General features: G+C 62.1%; 15 protein-coding genes and 1 tRNA gene. 12 read left to right on the forward strand and 4 right to left on the reverse strand.

Going from position 1 to position 15,592, the window contains the following annotated elements; translation table 11 throughout:
* The first annotated feature begins 35 nt into the window (after positions 1–35).
* Both GWE18_RS07245 and GWE18_RS07250 read left to right on the forward strand, forming a co-directional pair.
* A complete protein-coding gene (locus GWE18_RS07245; RefSeq protein WP_275185076.1) occupies positions 36–638 on the forward strand; it encodes a hypothetical protein in 603 nt (200 codons plus the stop codon).
* A 145-nt stretch (positions 639–783) separates the two neighbouring features.
* Positions 784–1,260, forward strand: a complete 477-nt coding sequence (locus GWE18_RS07250) for a hypothetical protein (RefSeq protein ID WP_275185077.1) — start codon at positions 784–786, stop codon at positions 1,258–1,260.
* A gap of 15 nt (positions 1,261–1,275) precedes the next feature.
* Here the strand turns inward: GWE18_RS07250 and GWE18_RS07255 are convergent, their stop codons facing one another.
* Positions 1,276–1,638, reverse strand: a complete 363-nt coding sequence (locus tag GWE18_RS07255; protein WP_275185078.1) for a hypothetical protein — start codon at positions 1,636–1,638, stop codon at positions 1,276–1,278.
* Positions 1,639–2,826: 1,188 nt separating this feature from the next.
* On the opposite strand from GWE18_RS07255, the gene GWE18_RS07260 reads away from it, so the two are divergent.
* The 6 genes from GWE18_RS07260 (at position 2,827) to GWE18_RS07285 (ending at position 8,168) form a co-directional block, all read left to right on the forward strand.
* On the forward strand, positions 2,827–3,180 hold the full coding sequence (locus GWE18_RS07260; RefSeq protein ID WP_275185079.1) for a hypothetical protein: 354 nt from the start codon (positions 2,827–2,829) through the stop codon (positions 3,178–3,180).
* 791 nt (positions 3,181–3,971) lie between these two features.
* Complete coding sequence (locus GWE18_RS07265; RefSeq protein ID WP_275185080.1) at positions 3,972–4,442, forward strand: isoprenylcysteine carboxylmethyltransferase family protein; 471 nt, start codon at positions 3,972–3,974, stop codon at positions 4,440–4,442.
* A 138-nt stretch (positions 4,443–4,580) separates the two neighbouring features.
* Positions 4,581–4,865, forward strand: a complete 285-nt coding sequence (locus GWE18_RS07270) for a GYD domain-containing protein (RefSeq protein ID WP_275185081.1) — start codon at positions 4,581–4,583, stop codon at positions 4,863–4,865.
* Between the two features lie 119 nt (positions 4,866–4,984).
* Complete coding sequence (locus GWE18_RS07275; protein ID WP_275185082.1) at positions 4,985–5,443, forward strand: hypothetical protein; 459 nt, start codon at positions 4,985–4,987, stop codon at positions 5,441–5,443.
* Between the two features lie 160 nt (positions 5,444–5,603).
* Positions 5,604–6,035: a nuclear transport factor 2 family protein gene (locus GWE18_RS07280; protein ID WP_275185083.1), complete on the forward strand. Its 432-nt coding sequence runs from the start codon at positions 5,604–5,606 to the stop codon at positions 6,033–6,035.
* 318 nt (positions 6,036–6,353) lie between these two features.
* Positions 6,354–8,168, forward strand: coding sequence for an autotransporter domain-containing protein (locus GWE18_RS07285; RefSeq protein WP_275185084.1), 1,815 nt, complete (start codon positions 6,354–6,356; stop codon positions 8,166–8,168).
* Between the two features lie 371 nt (positions 8,169–8,539).
* On the opposite strand, the gene GWE18_RS07290 is transcribed toward GWE18_RS07285, so the two are convergent.
* Positions 8,540–8,616 (reverse strand) — tRNA-Arg (locus tag GWE18_RS07290).
* Positions 8,617–8,664: 48 nt separating this feature from the next.
* Positions 8,665–8,922 (reverse strand): hypothetical protein, encoded by a 258-nt coding sequence (locus GWE18_RS07295; RefSeq protein ID WP_275185085.1) that lies wholly within the window; start codon positions 8,920–8,922, stop codon positions 8,665–8,667.
* A 335-nt stretch (positions 8,923–9,257) separates the two neighbouring features.
* On the opposite strand from GWE18_RS07295, the gene GWE18_RS07300 reads away from it, so the two are divergent.
* Entirely contained in the window at positions 9,258–9,704 is a 447-nt protein-coding gene (locus tag GWE18_RS07300; protein WP_275185086.1) for a hypothetical protein, read from the forward strand.
* 23 nt (positions 9,705–9,727) lie between these two features.
* Here GWE18_RS07300 and GWE18_RS07305 read toward each other — a convergent pair whose 3' ends face one another.
* Positions 9,728–11,986, reverse strand: a complete 2,259-nt coding sequence (locus GWE18_RS07305; protein ID WP_275185087.1) for a cation:proton antiporter — start codon at positions 11,984–11,986, stop codon at positions 9,728–9,730.
* Positions 11,987–12,222: 236 nt separating this feature from the next.
* On the opposite strand from GWE18_RS07305, the gene GWE18_RS07310 reads away from it, so the two are divergent.
* The 3 genes from GWE18_RS07310 (at position 12,223) to GWE18_RS07320 (ending at position 15,473) form a co-directional block, all read left to right on the forward strand.
* On the forward strand, positions 12,223–13,098 hold the full coding sequence (locus GWE18_RS07310) for a DMT family transporter (RefSeq protein ID WP_275185088.1): 876 nt from the start codon (positions 12,223–12,225) through the stop codon (positions 13,096–13,098).
* 129 nt (positions 13,099–13,227) lie between these two features.
* Positions 13,228–14,964 carry a Cache 3/Cache 2 fusion domain-containing protein gene (locus tag GWE18_RS07315; protein ID WP_275185089.1) on the forward strand — a complete coding sequence of 579 codons (1,737 nt, stop codon included), beginning with the start codon at positions 13,228–13,230 and terminating at the stop codon, positions 14,962–14,964.
* A 110-nt stretch (positions 14,965–15,074) separates the two neighbouring features.
* A complete protein-coding gene (locus GWE18_RS07320) occupies positions 15,075–15,473 on the forward strand; it encodes a DUF2177 family protein (RefSeq protein ID WP_275185090.1) in 399 nt (132 codons plus the stop codon).
* Positions 15,474–15,592 lie beyond the last annotated feature (119 nt).

Genomic DNA, 15,592 nt, shown 5'->3' on the forward strand with positions numbered 1-15,592 from the left:
GGCAATCGCCGGCGCTGCCGGGTGAGGACACGGCTATGAGAATCGCCGGGTGGTCGTTCGGAAGGTCCGAAGTACGGCTCGCCGTGCTGCCGGCCATCGCTATCGTCGGATGCGGCGTATGGTTGATGCTCCCGCAAGCGAGCGATGCCGAGGGCCATTCAACGGTGACGTCGCCCGAAGTCACCAGCGTCACGCAAGATACATCCCGCAACGATGATACGGCAGCGACCCAGGCGACCCTGTCACCGTCACCGCCAGCCGTTTCCCCCGATGCCGCCAACCCGGCGGCGGCCGCTGAGGCGCCTCTCGACATCGCGCCGCCGGAAACCGTGGCGCCCGCCAGGTCGCCGCTCGACGGCCTGAAAATTATCTCGCAGTCGTGGCGAAGGGGCGGGCTCGGATCGAAAGCGCTAGTGACCTTCACGCTGCGCAACGCCAATGACTACGCGGTGAGGGATATCGAGATCGCCTGCACCTTCACCCGCCGGGACGGCAGCCACCTGACCGACCGCCGGCGCGTCATTCCCGATACCGTGAACATGAAGAGCCGGAAGCGGTACGCCGGCGTGCTGGTCGGGTTCGTCAACGTCAACGCAAACAAGGCGAAATGTTCACTGGTGACCGCCAGCCGCATTTAATTTAACCCTGTGAGATCGAACTCACGTCTCGCCCCCGAAAATGTGATCGGCGCTTTTGAACCTTGGCGGCTGACCAGGAACTAATCGCTATATCGCTTGTTGGGCGATTGAACCGCGCGATGCTCGCGCGGGGGGAGCAACACCGATGCCCGTAGCGCGTTATTTCCTGTTTGTCGGCGGAGTGCTGCTCGCGCTGTTGTTGGCGATCGATGCGCTTGTTCCAGAACAGGCGGTCGTGGCCAGCCAGGCCGCTCCTCAAGCCGCTCCTTCGGTCGACAAGACCATCGTGCGCATTCGCTCCGACCAGAAGCTGCCGGAGCGGGTGGTTTATGACACCAGCCTTCCGACCATTGTTCCGCCGCCGGCCGTGACGGCCCAGGCGGTTGCGCCACCCGCGCCGGCCGAATCCGCCGCCCAGGCCCGTGTGCGGGAGACGTTTGCCCAGCTCGTGCCGGCGGAGGCGAAGAAGCCCGAGCCGCAGGTTCAACGCAAGCGCAAGATCGCCAAGGCCCGTCCGGCGCCGCCGATGCAGATGGCGCAGCCTCCGCAAACGCGACAAATGCGAATCGCGCAGCAGTCGCAGTTCGGCTTCTTCGGCGGTCCGAGCTGGAACACCTGGTAAGGTGCGCCGCCTGATCTAGCGCGGCAGCTTCGGAATTTTGTCCGCAAAACCGTTGTAGCAGGTCAACCGCTCGTCCTCCTCCTTGACGAAGCGGCAGTCATTGACGCCCTTCGCCGCCGGCGCCTTCGGCTTGGGCTGCGGCGCGTAAATGGCGTCGTAGCAATTCAGGCGTTCCTTGGTCGCATCGTCGATGTCCTGGCATGCCTGCAACTTTTGGGCGACCGACAAGGGTTTTTCCTTCTTGCCCGCCTCCGATTTCTTCGACCCGACCACAACCAGCGGTTTGCCGCCGATGGTCGGAGGATTGGCGGGCTCGGTCGCCTGAGCCAGCGCCGCCGCTGGATACAGGATCGCCAGCGTCAGGATTATCTTTCTCATGTCGAAATGTCCGAATTGCCGTAAGCCGAACGAGCGCACCTGGAGAGACCAGAACTCCCGACCCTCGGAATCGAAATCCCCTGCGCCCCTGCATTCTCTAGCACCATCCCCAAGCGTCTGTCTAACCTGTTGATTCAATAGCCATTCAGTTGAGCCTGCGACGGCCCAGGCGGATTTGCTTGACGTCTGGTTGCCCCGGGGTGCGGGCGGCCTACGCTGGCGGATCGGCGACCGCTACCGGATCGAGCGATTGCAGAAGGGCGATGTTGGCTACATCCCGCAAGGCTACGGCCACTCGACCGAGAACGTCGGCAGCGGACCGGAGCGCATCCTGATCGGATTCAATGCCGGAATCTACGAGACCATCTCTCGCAATGGATCGCGGCAAATCCGCAGGACGTGCTCGCCACCAATTTCCGTCAGCCGGCGGAGGTGTTCGCGAAATTCCGGGACCGGGACGTGTTCATCGCCGGCAAGGATGCGACTGGATAAAGAGGCTGCCGCCGAGCGTGCATCAAACGTCGACCGGTCTTGCGAAGCAATCGCGTCAGCGTGTTGCGAGGGCGAACCTAGCGCAGGCGATAGGCGTCAAATGCGTGGGCCAGGAATACGCCGATGCTGACGAAAATGAGGAATGCCGTCACGACCTCGGTCATAGCCTTCCTCCCTGTATTGCGATGCCTGAAAGGACACGCTTGAGAAACTCGCGGTAGATGAGGTTGAGGACCGATACCAACATGATCTAACCCCGTTGTTCGATTACCGGAATCGTAACGGCTCTTTGTTTCCGGAGCGCTTCGCAGCAGGGCAAAAATGGTTTCGTCCAGTTGACGGCGGGGCTGCCTGAAGGAATCTGGCCGGGATTTTGACGCTTTCAAAGACGAGTCTCAACGCTTCGACTTACTCAGATCGATAGTGGCGTCAGCGCGTAGCGCCAATCGAGCAGCCGTCACAATGTCACCGCGTCGTCACCCATAATCTCGCCAAATTGGCGGAACATTTTCTCATCGCTGGCACGACAGTGCCCGCTCTCGCCTTGAACTACTCAACGCTCGAACTGCTCAACATCCGCAACGCCGACCGATTGTCGGCGCGCGATGCTTTGCGAGTCGATTGGGGGAGACACGGGCGAAGCCGGGTGCCTGCTGGCGATCTAGATTATTCAGTTGTCACAGAGGAATGAAAATTATGCGTCAATCAACATCGAATGCCGTGGCCGGTTCGAGCGCGAACCGACGACAGATCTCATCACTCGCGGCGGGCTTCACAGCCGTTGCCATGCTCGCGAGCGTCACCGCGGCCCACGCACAGAGCACCGGTATCGCCGCCTGCGACGACTTCCTGACCAAATACGATGCCTGTGTGGTCTCCAAGGTGCCCGAAGCACAGCGCGCGACGTACAAGACGCAGATCGACCAGACGCGCAAGGCGTGGGTCGACATGGCCAAGAATCCGTCGGCGAAGGCGACCATGGAAGCGACCTGCAAGCAGACCATGGATGCGACGAAGGCATCGCTCACGGCTTTTGGCTGCTCGTTCTGATCGGCGCGACGCTGAAAAGGAGTGGCGCCATGCGGTCGCCATTCCTTGACGGCGGGCGGGGCGAGAAGGGAGGCGCGGCGGCCGATGATGACGGCGCGGCGCTGTTCCGGAATTTTGACCGAAACGACGTGTGTAACGCGACGATTTACGATCCGGCGCGCGTCTCAAGACGCGGTCTGCAAGCTTTCGATTAACCTCTTATTAACCATAACGCCCCAGGATTGCCGTATTAAAGAGTCGCCACGGACTCTAGTCCGAAGGCGCGATTGATCGTTCATCTTGGGGGCGAGCACGGCTCGCGGGGCTCCAAGGAGTAACGTCATGTCGTCATCTGGCGGACGACACCAAGCAGGTTTGCTTTCCGAATTCGTCCCGGCGATTTTCGGCGCACTTGGTTTGGGTGTCCCGATTGCGATTGCGATCATTTGGATTTGTTCCTGATCGGCAAGCCGCTTGCCTTCTAACGGCGTTCGTCCGTGCGGGGGCGTGGCGTGCCATGGCCGATGAAGGTGGGCACTATTGTTTGCTGTAGGTCTCCCGACCTCAGCTAATGGTCCTCATCCACGTCGAGAAAGCTTCGATGACAGGCGCCCGCGGACTCGTCGAGACGCTGCCCGAGAACTGGTCCCTCGGCCACGGCATCGCGCAGTACGCCACCGACGCGGCAGCGTGAGAGAGTGGTACGGGGGACCGTCATCTCGGTCCCGCGTTATTGCCTGCAATTTTGAGCTATGCTTGCAAAGGGGCTTCTGCTGGCTACATCAGGGGAGCGCAGCTTCATCGGTCCCGCCATGGCTGACACGGCAGATACCGCGAATGTTATTGTCCGGCCACCGATCGCGTGGGCGCTCGCGGTACTTGCCGGGCTCGCGCTGAATTGGCTCATGCCCTTGCCGTTCTTGCCGGCCGCGGTGTCTCCAGGCTGGCTAGGCGCGATGGTGTTCGTCCTTGCGCTGGCGCTTGTCGCGTGGGCGATCTCTACCATGACCCGGGCCGGCTCCAACGTGCCCACCAACCTGCCGACCACGACCATCGTGGAGGCCGGCCCCTACCGCCTCACGCGCAATCCCATCTATCTCGGCATGGTGCTGGGGCTTATCGGCCTGGCTGTTGCCTTCAACAGCCTTTGGCTGCTGATGACGCTGGCGCCCTTTGCGCTTATCATTCACTACGGCGTGATCGCCCGCGAGGAAGCCTATCTCGAGCGCAAGTTCGGGGACGTCTATCGCCGCTACCGCGCGCGGGTACGACGCTGGCTGTAGGGCTCGTCGATAAAAATACGGGGCCGCGGAACCCGTATCTTGCCGTTCCCGCTACGCAGAACGGCATGGGCACCGATCGCCGGAAGGCGTATGATTGTATTGTCCTTCGCGCATGATCAACATGACATGGAGGTAGCCATGAAATATGTGCTGCTTGGTAACCTGAGCCCGGAGTGGGCAAGCAAGCAATCGGAGCGAACCAGCAAGGCCAAGGCAAAACTCGACAAGCTGGGCATCAAGATCGAGTCGATCCACTACACGCAGGGCTATTACGATTTCGTCGACATCGTCGATGCCCCGAATGAGGGAGCGATGCTCGCGTTCTCCGTCTGGTATGCGACCCAGGGTCTGGGACGGATCCAGAGTATGCCGGCCTTCGACGCAAAGACCTTCGAAACCGCGATCAAGGACGCGGCGAGCTAGACGCCGGGTGGTAGCTCACAGCATTTGCTGTCAGCCACCTGTGCCAGTTCGCTTGCGCGAAGTGCGCCATTCTTCTCGGGCGCAGTAACTCGAGAGCGCGAGCGAAGGTAGTGGGAAGAATGAAGAAGCTGGAGAGGCTCCTCATATTGGCGATCTGCTGGGTGTGGGGCGGAGGCGCCGCATACGCATGTCAATGTGATCCCATCTCTCCTGAAGCCGGCTTCGACCGCGCCCAATACGTGTTCACCGGCAAGGTCCAAGCAGACCACCACGCTTGGCTCATTGAGGTCGAGCGCGTGTGGAAAGGCCATGAAAGGCTCACTCGCACCGTCAAGCTGATGGACGTCTACGCAACGCTCGACTGCGAGTTCTCTTTCCAACCCGGACAACGCTACCTCTTTTTCGCGATCCTGGCGAAGGGCGGCCGAGAAGCCTTCTATCACCCGCAAGCATGCAACTGGACGAGGCCGTTGCAGTCGACGCGCGTTCCCGCCGAGGGGAATGAGTCGCTATGGCTTGAGGACTTCATCACCCGGGAGTTCGGCCCGGGAGAACAACCCCGCGCCGAGCGCCCCTGAAAGTGCATGCTGTCGAAGAATGGCGCCTCGGCGTAGATGAAGCTGACAACTACGTTTCCGCTGGAGCGCTATGACATTTAGCTGTTCGACAGCGGAGGCCGCAGCAACCATCCTGGACTCGCCAAAGTTGCTACCACTGCGACCCTTCGGGAGGCTCCATATGGAGAATAGCGTAAAGAAGCTGTTTGAGCGCTACGAGAAGCTGTTCCGAATGGCGCTCACCGATGAAGTGGACATGGACAAGGTGGCGTCTTCATACGCCGCTGCGTTCGTCGCTGCGTCTCCGGCAGGCGTCAGTGTCGGCCAGAATGATGAGCACCTGAAGCAGGTGATGCAGCAGGGATTCGAAAACTATCGCCGCATCGGTACGAAGGACATGCGACTTCGTAATGTCCGCATCGCACCTATCGATGAGCACCACTGCCTGGCGCACGTCGCTTGGACCGCCATCTACGACCGAGGCAGCGAACCGGATATTTCCATTGATTTCGAGGTCCATTACTTGGTGCAGCAGCTTGAAGACGCGCCAAAGATATTTGGATGGGTATCGGGGGATGAGCAAGCCGTTCTGAAGCAACACGGGATCATCTGATTTCCGCTTGCTGCTTTGCAGGCCCGGGGCAATCGATCGCGGGAAATCGCAGTTTTCGGGCAGGCGTGCTGTGTGATTGCGGCGCAACATGCGGGGGAATTAGCAACCTCTGGATGATTGCGTGGCACCTGCCTCGATTGACATGCCGCGCGTTTTTTGGAGGTAAGTACGGAGTGCATTCGGAGCGATGCAGCGCGGCTCGCGACATGGATCGAGGGGTAAGCGTGAGAGGGAGACGGGTCAGTTGTCGATGCGGCCACGACCATACTCCCGGTTGCGCTACTTCTGGTTGTATTTGTCGGCCATCCTCGGCGGCGTTTGTCTCGTGCCAGCAACATCGGCGCGGCGGCAGGCAGTCCGGCGGCGGCCGCCGGCACGCTCGACGCGACAAGCGTCGCGTTCGGCGCTGGCATTGGCACGATCAACTTCAACCATAGGTCCGCCAACTACGTGTTCGGATCGACGATGACCGGCAACGGCAGCGTCAATGTGCTGTCCGGCACCACCATCCTGACGGCTGCCAATAGCTACACGGGTCCCACGACTGTCAACGGCGCCACGCTCATCGTGAACGGCTCGATCGCCTCGTCACCGCTGACGGTGGATGGCGGCGGTCTTGTCGGGGGCACCGGTTTTCTTGCCGCAACGACCATCGGTGCCGGTGCGCTCTCGCCCGGCAACTCGATCGGCACCATCACGGTGCAGGGCAATCTCGTGCTGTCGGCGGCCTCGACCTACCTGGTCGAGATCGCGCCGGCGAGTGCCGATCGCACCGATGTCACGGGCGCGGCGCAACTCGCCGGCGCCCTGCGTGTGGTCGCAGCGCCCGGGATCTACGCGCCGGGCACCACCTACACGATTCTCACGGCGACTGGCGGCATCGCCGGCACGTTCAACAGCGTGACTTCCAATCTCACGTCGTCCGCCTTCATAACGCCGACCTTGTCCTACAATGCCGACCACGTATTCTTCACCCTCGCACGAACGGCAAGCTTCGCGAGCGTCGGCTGGACGCGCAACCAGATTGCTACCGGCACCGGCGTCGATTCGCTGGGCTTCGGCAATCCCATCTTCAATACGGTGCTCTACAACACGGCCGCGCAGGCGCGGCAGGCGTTCGATGCACTCTCGGGCGAGTTGCATGCGAGTACGGTGGGCGTGCTCGTCGACGAATCGCGCGATCTGCGCGACGCGGTGCTCGGCCGCCTGCGCCAGGCGTCCTTCGACAACGCGGCAGGCGGGACGGCGTCGCGTGCCGCCAGCCCGGCGGCGCTTGCGGGGACCGTGCCGGAGACGAAGACGCACTCGTCGCGCCTGACCTTCTGGGCGCAGGGACTCGGCGCGCGCGGTCGCATCGACGGCGACGGCAATGCGGCAACGGTCGGTCGCCGCCATGCTGGCGCCGTCGCGGGGGTCGACGGCGCTGTTGATGACTGGCGCTTCGGCTTCGCGGCGGGCTATTCGGACTCCGCGGTCGGCGTGGACGCACGCGCGAGTTCGGCCTCGGTCGACAGCGGCCACGCGGCGCTCTACGGCGCGGGCAGTGCCGGCGCCTGGAGCGTGCGCACCGGCATGGCCTATTCGTACCACCAGATCGACACCACCCGCACCATCGCGTTTCCGGGCTTTGTCGATCGCGCGTCGGCCGCCTATCATGGAGATACCACCCAGGTGTTTGGCGAGATCGGCTACGGTTTCGGGCTCGGGCCGGTCGCGCTCGAGCCGTTTACAGGAGCTGCCTGGGTGCAGGCGAGGACAAGCGGTTTCACGGAGAAGGGCGGCGTCGCAGCGCTTACGGGTGCGCGTGACCGCGAAGAGGCGGGCTTCGCGACGCTTGGCGCGCGGCTCGCCACCAGCGTCGCGGTCGGGGGAATGACGCTGGCGCCACGCCTCTCCACCGCCTGGCAGCACGTGCTCGGCGACGTGACGCCGGTCACCAGCCTCTCCTTCGCGAGCGGAGGCACTGCCTTCGAGATCGCGGGCGCGCCGCTCGCGCGCGACAGCGTGCTGCTCGAAGCCGGCGCTGACCTGTATCTCAATGCGCAAACCACGCTCGGCATTCTCTACCAGGGCCAGGTCGCACGCAACGCCGAAGACCACGCCGTCCGAGGCCGCCTCGCCGTGAGATTTTGACACGTTCGGTCAACCGTCCGGGTCTTGCACGTCTGTTTGAGAGTGCACTGGCGCGCCACATCGGAGACCCTCGTGGCATGGAGGCTCTCCGATGAGCTCGAAACACTTCGAGAACAGAGTCCTGCGCGAATGATGGACGATTCACATCGTGGCGTGGCAACGGAGTTGACTGGCGCCGCCGCAATTGCTCGCGGCAATCGGCTCGACGATCGCCTCGCTTATCAGGGGAGAGCGTTCAAGCGGCCGCGCCAAATGTCGCCCCGCATTACGCAGCGCTGGCCTGCCGAAAAACCTCCCCAGACTAAACGGCAGTTTTGGTCCGGGGCCGTTTCCGCCCACTCTCAAAGTCTTTTGTCCGTGAAGAGCTCAAATGGCGCGCTCGGAGAGATTCGAACTCCCGACCCTCGGAATCGAAATCCGATGCTCTATCCAGCTGAGCTACGAGCGCCTGCGGTGGCTGGTATCAGACTTGGCCTGATAGAGCCAGTAGCGGAGGTCAGTAGCAGGGGTGCCGCTTGCGGTCCTGGCCGATATAGGCGGCCGCGCCCTGGCGGCACAGGACGGTCGAGGGACCGTCGTAATAGGCGAAGGTGCCGGGCTGAAGGCCAGGACCGTAATTGTGGAGGAAGCTGATCGGGTAGGGCAGGCCCCAATTGTGCAGGTGGTGCCGATTATGGCGGGCGTCTGCCAGGTTTGGGGCCAGGGCCGCGGTGGCGAGGAGGGCGGCGGCAACGAAAAACTTCGCTTTGGTCATTTCGATTCTCCGGAATTCCCACTGAAACTGTAGCGTTTCGAGCTGAGCGGACAGCCATTCGGGTAAAGAAAGCGCGTCAAAACAACAAGATAGAAGCTTAAGCTCTAATTCGATCGAAGGCGGTACTCCCTGGCATTTTGGCGAATCCTGATTTCCCATTCTAGGAGAAGCGGGCAGAAAAGCTGCGGAAAATCACGCTAACGCGCCCATTTTTGGCCTCAAGGGATGCTTAACGAATTCCCAACACAGTCCAGCCAGAGTTTTGCTGTCTGGTCCCCACTTTACGGGCCGACTTATCCCGCGTCTGACAAAGGCACCCGGTTCCCGATCGACCCATGCGCATCACGCCTCTCGCCTTGCTGTTTCTCTCGGCTCTGGTCGCAAGCCCGGCGCGCGCCGACCTGCACATCACGCGCGATCATGGCGGCTATGTCGAAGAGTACAAGGCCAAGTACAAACGCATCCGCGACCGCAGGGAGCGCGTGATCATCGACGGCATCTGCAACTCGGCCTGCACGCTGGTATTCGGCATCGTGCCGATGAACAAGATCTGCGTTACGCCGAAGGCGAGCATCGGTTTCCACCAAGCCTATTACGACAAGGCTTTCACCTTCGGCATGAAGGTCACGAGCTTGGAAGGGACGTCGGATTTGATGTCCTATTATCCGGATACCGTGAAGGACTGGATCCGCCGCAATGGCGGGCTCACTACCGAGATGAAGAAGATCAAGAACGGCGGCGAGCTCTGGAAGATCGTCGATCCCTGCCCGGAAGAGTGGTGAGGCGCGGCGAGTTCTGCTCTGGATTAATCTTTCCGGTTGGCTTCTCCGTCCGCGATCAGCAACACCGACACTTTCGATTTGCTGAGAATCGCTGCGGCTACGCCGCCGAAGTTCAGCGTTTCCCCCTGGATCCGATCGACCCCCAATACGACAAGATCGGCGCCGCTGCTCTCGATCTCATGCAGGATGCCTTCTTCAGGAGCCACGTCCGCACGCAGCGTGGTTCTGACGTCGACATCATAGAGGGCCGCTGCCGTCGCGGCGTCTTTCAAAATGCCTTCCTCGCTCGCGAGCGACATGCTGGCGCTGCGCCGGCGCGCGCCTTTGTCCCTGGTCGTGGACACATAAACCACCCTGAGTGGATGAGGGCTCGAGCGCGCCAGCGCGCCCGCGATCTCCGCACCGCGCCGCGATAAGGCGCTTCCGGAAACCGGAGCCAGTATCCTGAACTCCGCGCTCGCGGGTTGCTTGAGGTGGGCGCCCTTGGCCGCAACGAGGGCAACGGGACCCTTGAAGCCCGAGGCGACGTCTTCGATTTTCCTGTCGAAGCCGTCTTTGCCCAAGACATTCTCCATACCGACCACGAGAAGATCAAAGCCCTTTCGCGCCTCTTCCACCACGGCATCGGCGGCCCGTTGGACTGGGGCACGCGTCGTTACCTCGACATCGCCCACGCTCTCCCGGTCGGCCTCTGCGATCGCCGTGGCGGCCTCTCTTATGACAGCCTCGTGGCTCCCTTCATCCTGGCGCTTTGCCTCCTGTTGCTTGGCACGGACACCCACATGGAGAACCGTAATTGGGAGGCCGCGCGCTCCCGCGAGCAGGCCGGCGATACGAGAGGCAAATTTCGCGTTCGCGCTTTCGTCCACGGCGAGCAGCAGGCGCTCAAGATTGGCGACAAAATCATTTTGCTCGAACTCCTCGCGCTCAAGGCGCGCCTTTTCGTCTTTTCCGAGTGGAAGGCGGGAAAGCGCGCCGCGAAGCATCGGCGGCATCGCTATGGTGGTGAGGATCGCCATCGTCACGATCATCGAGAACAAGTTTTGGCTGAGTACACCCATGGAAAGACCGATGGTGGCGATAATGACTTCGGTCGAGCCGCGCGCGTTCATTCCGCTTGCCAGCGCGTAGGATTCCCTTGGCGTGAGGCCGCCAAGCGCGCCGCCCGCAAACGCGCCGCCGAATTTTCCGATGCTGGCGATCAGCACCAGCGCGACCGTCAGCAGGAGCAGGTCAGGATCCCTAAGCACGGTCAGGTCCATGCTCAAGCCCGCCATGCCGAAAAACACCGGCATGAACAGGCCGGTGATCAAGCCGCGCAAGCGTTCGTCGATCTGTCGCGTCAGGATCGGCGATTCGCCGACCAGGATGCCGGCGACGAATGCGCCGAGCACGGTGTGAACGCCGATCAGATGCGTGATCATTGCCATCGCGCTCATCAACAGCAGGATAACGGTGATCACCGCGGCTGAACTCACCAGATAATCGTTGGTCCAGCGGATCAGGCGGAACACCAGCCGTCGGCCGACCGTGAAGCTGATGGCCAGGAAGAGAAGGGTGCCAAGCACGGCCTGACCGACGGAAAAAACATCGAGTGTGCCCTGCGATGCCAGACTGAAGATCATCGCAATGATGACCCAGCCGATGGTGTCGTCGATGATGGCTGTGGCAACAATGATCTGGCCGACATTCCGCCGCATGAAGTTCATTTCGCGCACGACCACGGCGACGATTTTTACCGACGAGATCGAGAGCGCGGTACCGAGAAACAGTGAAGCCACGAGGCGGGATTCGGGATGCGGAAGCAGGCTCTGTGGCAGAAATTGGCCGAGCGAGAAGCCGCATATGAATGGGACCACGATGCCCGCAATCGATATCGAGGCGGCCGCACGGCCAACCTTGCGAACGAGCTTGAGGTCCGTTTCCATCCCCGTCAGCAGCAACAGCAGCAGGATGCCGAACTGCGCGATGCCCTCGATCAGCGCTTTCTGTTCGGGGGAGGGTGGAAAGATCGTGGCATGCGCGGCCGGCCAGAGCCATCCGAACAGTGAAGGACCCAGCAGCAGGCCGCCCAATAGTTCCCCGATTACGGATGGCTGACCGATCCGCTGCATGATTTCGCCGAGCCCGCGTCCCACCGCGACCAGGAGCGCGATCTGGGCGAGCAGCAGGAATTCGGACGGGCGGGCTGATTTTTCAGCGCCGGCGCTGGCGACTGGTATCATCAGCAGGAATGCAGCGAGCGTCCACAATGTTCGCGACAGGCACCATCTGATTGCCATCGCTTAATTCCCCAAAATCCACGATCCGGAAGTTTTTTGGATTCCGTGCCTTTCAGGGGTCAATCGCGTTCATGCTGATTGGTTTCAAGCGGCTAACGGGCCTTTGGCATGAGGGGGCAGCGCCGGGAAGCGCAGAGAGAGTAAGGTCCGAATCGAGGACAGCGCCGATCGCGCTCGCCAGCTAGGTGCGATCAGTTCTTGCCGCATCGCATGTGATCGGGCAACAGGGGCGGCAAATGACTGGCGACTTCGAAAAAATTGCCGCGCGCGCGGCGCCGGCGATCTTTGTCGTGCTCTGGAGCACAGGATTCATCGGCACCAAATATGTGCTGAACAGCGCCGAGCCGCTGACCTATCTCGCGATCCGAATGGCCTGTGTGGTGGGGCTGATGGCGATCATCGTGGCGATCGCGCGGCCCCGCTGGCCGGATCGCATCGGCATCGCGCACAGCGCCGTCGCCGGCATTCTGGTGCATGGAATCTATCTCGGCGGCACGGCAATCGCGATCGCGCATTCGATTCCGGCAGGGCTCTCGGCCTTGATCCCGGGGCTGCAACCGATCCTCACCTCAACGCTCGCAAGCCGCTGGCTCGGCGAACGCGTCACGCCGCTGCAATGGGGCGGATTGCTGCTCGGGCTCGCCGGCGTCGTGCTGATCCTGCACGACAGGCCGATGAGCGGGGAGGCGGGATGGGGATGGCTCGCTTCGGCCATATCGCTGGTCAGCATCACCTTGGGTACGCTCTACCAGCGCCGCTACTGCAGTGCGATCGACTGGCGTGCCGGCAATCTCGTGCAATACGTCGCGGTGACGATTTTCTTTGGCCTCGGCGCATGGCTGTTCGAGACGAATGTAGTGCACTGGACCGGCGAGTTCATCCTGGCGCTGGCCTGGCTTGCCGTGGTGCTGTCGATCGGATCGATCGGGCTATTGTACTGGCTGATCCGCCGCTCGGCCGCGACGTCGGTAGCAAGTCTGTTCTACCTGGTGCCGGCCGTGACCTCGTTGATGGCGTACGTGCTGTTCGGCGAGCGGCTCGACGCGGTCTCGATTATCGGCATGATTGCCTGCGCCGCAGCAGTGCTGGTGGTCAACCGCCGTTCAGTTTGAAGTAGAGCCCTCGGATCTCATGCACGTATAAATTTCATCAGGCTTATCAATATTTTCCCTGGGTTGTGCCCATTAAGGCGATCGTAAGCAAAACGGGTCAGATTGGGCGCGATCTGGGGGATTTCTCGTATGACCACGCAATCCATTGGAAAATTCATGCCGGCGCTCAAGCTGCGGCTCGGCACCAAGGCTGTCATCTCTGCCATCCTTCTGATTGCGGTCAATACCGCGCTGGTGGTGGGAGCGGCCCATTGGTCGCTGACATCCGAATTCGGTGACCGGGCGCTCCGCGACATCGAGGTGAACCTCCGTACGCTGGGCCTGGCGTTCGCCGAGACCTACAGCGACGCCAAGATCACCATTAAGGACGGGGCCGTCGCCCGCGCCGAAATTCCCAAGATGCCCGAATTCAAGGATCACGCGATCGTCGACCGGGCGGTGGGCTATGCCGGCGGCAACGCGACGCTGTTCGTCTATGACGACGCCAGCAACCAGTTCATTCGCCGCACCACCAACGTCAAGAAGGAGAACGGCGACCGCGCCGTCGGCACCCAGCTCGCCGCCGACCACCCCGGACAGTCGGTGGTGCGCCGCGGCGAGGCCTACCGAGGGCCCGCGACGCTGTTCGGCAAGACGTTCATGACGGCGTACTACCCGATCATGAATTCGGCCGGAAAGGTGATCGGGCTTCTCTATGTCGGCATTCCCATGGCGCACTACGAGAGCATGCTGTCGCACGCCATCCAGAACATGGCGATCGCAGCCGGCATCGCTGCGCTGCTCGTGATGATGCTGACCATGGTGCTGGTGCGCCGCGTGACCAAGCCGCTGACGTCGGTCACGGGATCGCTTACCGCCATCGCCAACGGCAACACCGAGGTTGAGGTCGACTACCACGACCGAATGGACGAGATCGGCGAGATTGCGCGGACCGTCGCGGTCTTCAAGAACAACTCGGTCGAGCGCCGAAGGATGCGCGACGAGCAGACCGCGGCTGCCGCTGCCGCCGCCGAGCAGCGCAAGGCTGAACTGCGCGGCTTCGTCGATGAGTTCCAGACCAGCGTCGGCGGCATCCTCGACAAGGTGCTGAACTCCTCCAGCGAATTCGAGCGTGTCGCGCGGCAGCTCACCGAGACCGCGCGGACCACCGCCGGGCTCTCCGGCAAATCGGCCGGCGCTTCCGAGACCGCCTCCGAGCATGTCCGCACCGCAGCGGCCGCCTCCGACGAGCTGTCCAGCTCGATCGCCGAAATCACCCGCCGGGTGCAGGAATCGAACGGGATCGCGGCCGATGCCGTCAAGCAGGCCGTCGCCACCGACCAGCGCATCAATGAATTGTCTGAAGCCGGCGCCCGGATCGGCGACGTGGTGAAGCTGATTACCTCGATCGCCGAACAGACCAATTTGCTGGCGCTCAACGCCACCATCGAGGCGGCGCGGGCAGGCGATGCCGGCCGCGGCTTTGCCGTGGTGGCGCAGGAGGTCAAGAGCCTCGCCGGCCAGACCGCGAAGGCAACGGAGGAGATCTCCAGCCAGATCGGCAACATGCAGCTTGCGACCGAAGAGTCGGTCAGCGCGATCAAGGCGATCGGCCAGACCATCGAACGCATCAGCGATATCGCGACCTCGATCTCGGCGGCGGTCGAGCAGCAGCGCGGCGCGACGCAGAACATCGCCCAGAGCGTTCGCGCAGCGGCAAGCGGCACGGCAGACGTTGCCGCCAACATCCGCAACGCCGCGCAGGGCGCCGACGAGACCGGCGAGACGTCGAGCCGAATGTTTGCCTCCGCGCAGAATCTCTCGAGCGAGAGCCTGCACCTGAAGGCCGAGGTCGAAAAATTCCTCGACCGCGTTCGCGCGGCCTGATCGGGACATCGCAGCGACGCATCGTGTCGCCGCTGAAACCTGAAGCCTCCGGATTCGTAGTTTGCTTATACTGCGAATGATTGCCCCTCGTTGGCGGGCTGGAGGCCTTCGTGAACCGATACGCCGTGCTCTATCTGGTGACGCTGTTCGTCATCGTCCCCGCCGATTTTCTGTTCCTCGGCGTCCTCGCCAAGGACTTCTTCACCTCAGAGGTCGGCAACATGGGCGAGATCAAGCTCGCACCGGCGATCCTGTTCTATCTGCTCTACGTCGCCGGCATCGTGATTTTTGTGAGCGGCGGGGCAGGGGCGACGTGGCAGTCGACGCTGCTCTATGGCGCGCTGTTCGGCTTTTTTTGTTATGCGACCTTCGACCTGACCTCGCTGGCGCTGCTCAAGCATTGGAGCTGGCAGGTCGCGATCGTCGACGTGGTCTGGGGGGCGTTGGTGACGGCGGTCTCATCGACCGCCGGATTGCTCGTGGCGAATTGGGTGGTGCCGAAAGCTTAGTTCGTCGTTCCGGGGCGATGCGTAAGCATCGAACTCTGGTGCGCAATTGCGCACCAGAGAACCTCGAGATCCCGGATATGGTCCTTCCGGACCATTCCGGGATGACGGTTTCGATTGCT

The organism is Bradyrhizobium sp. CSA112, assembly GCF_029051645.1.
GTDB lineage: Bacteria > Pseudomonadota > Alphaproteobacteria > Rhizobiales > Xanthobacteraceae > Bradyrhizobium.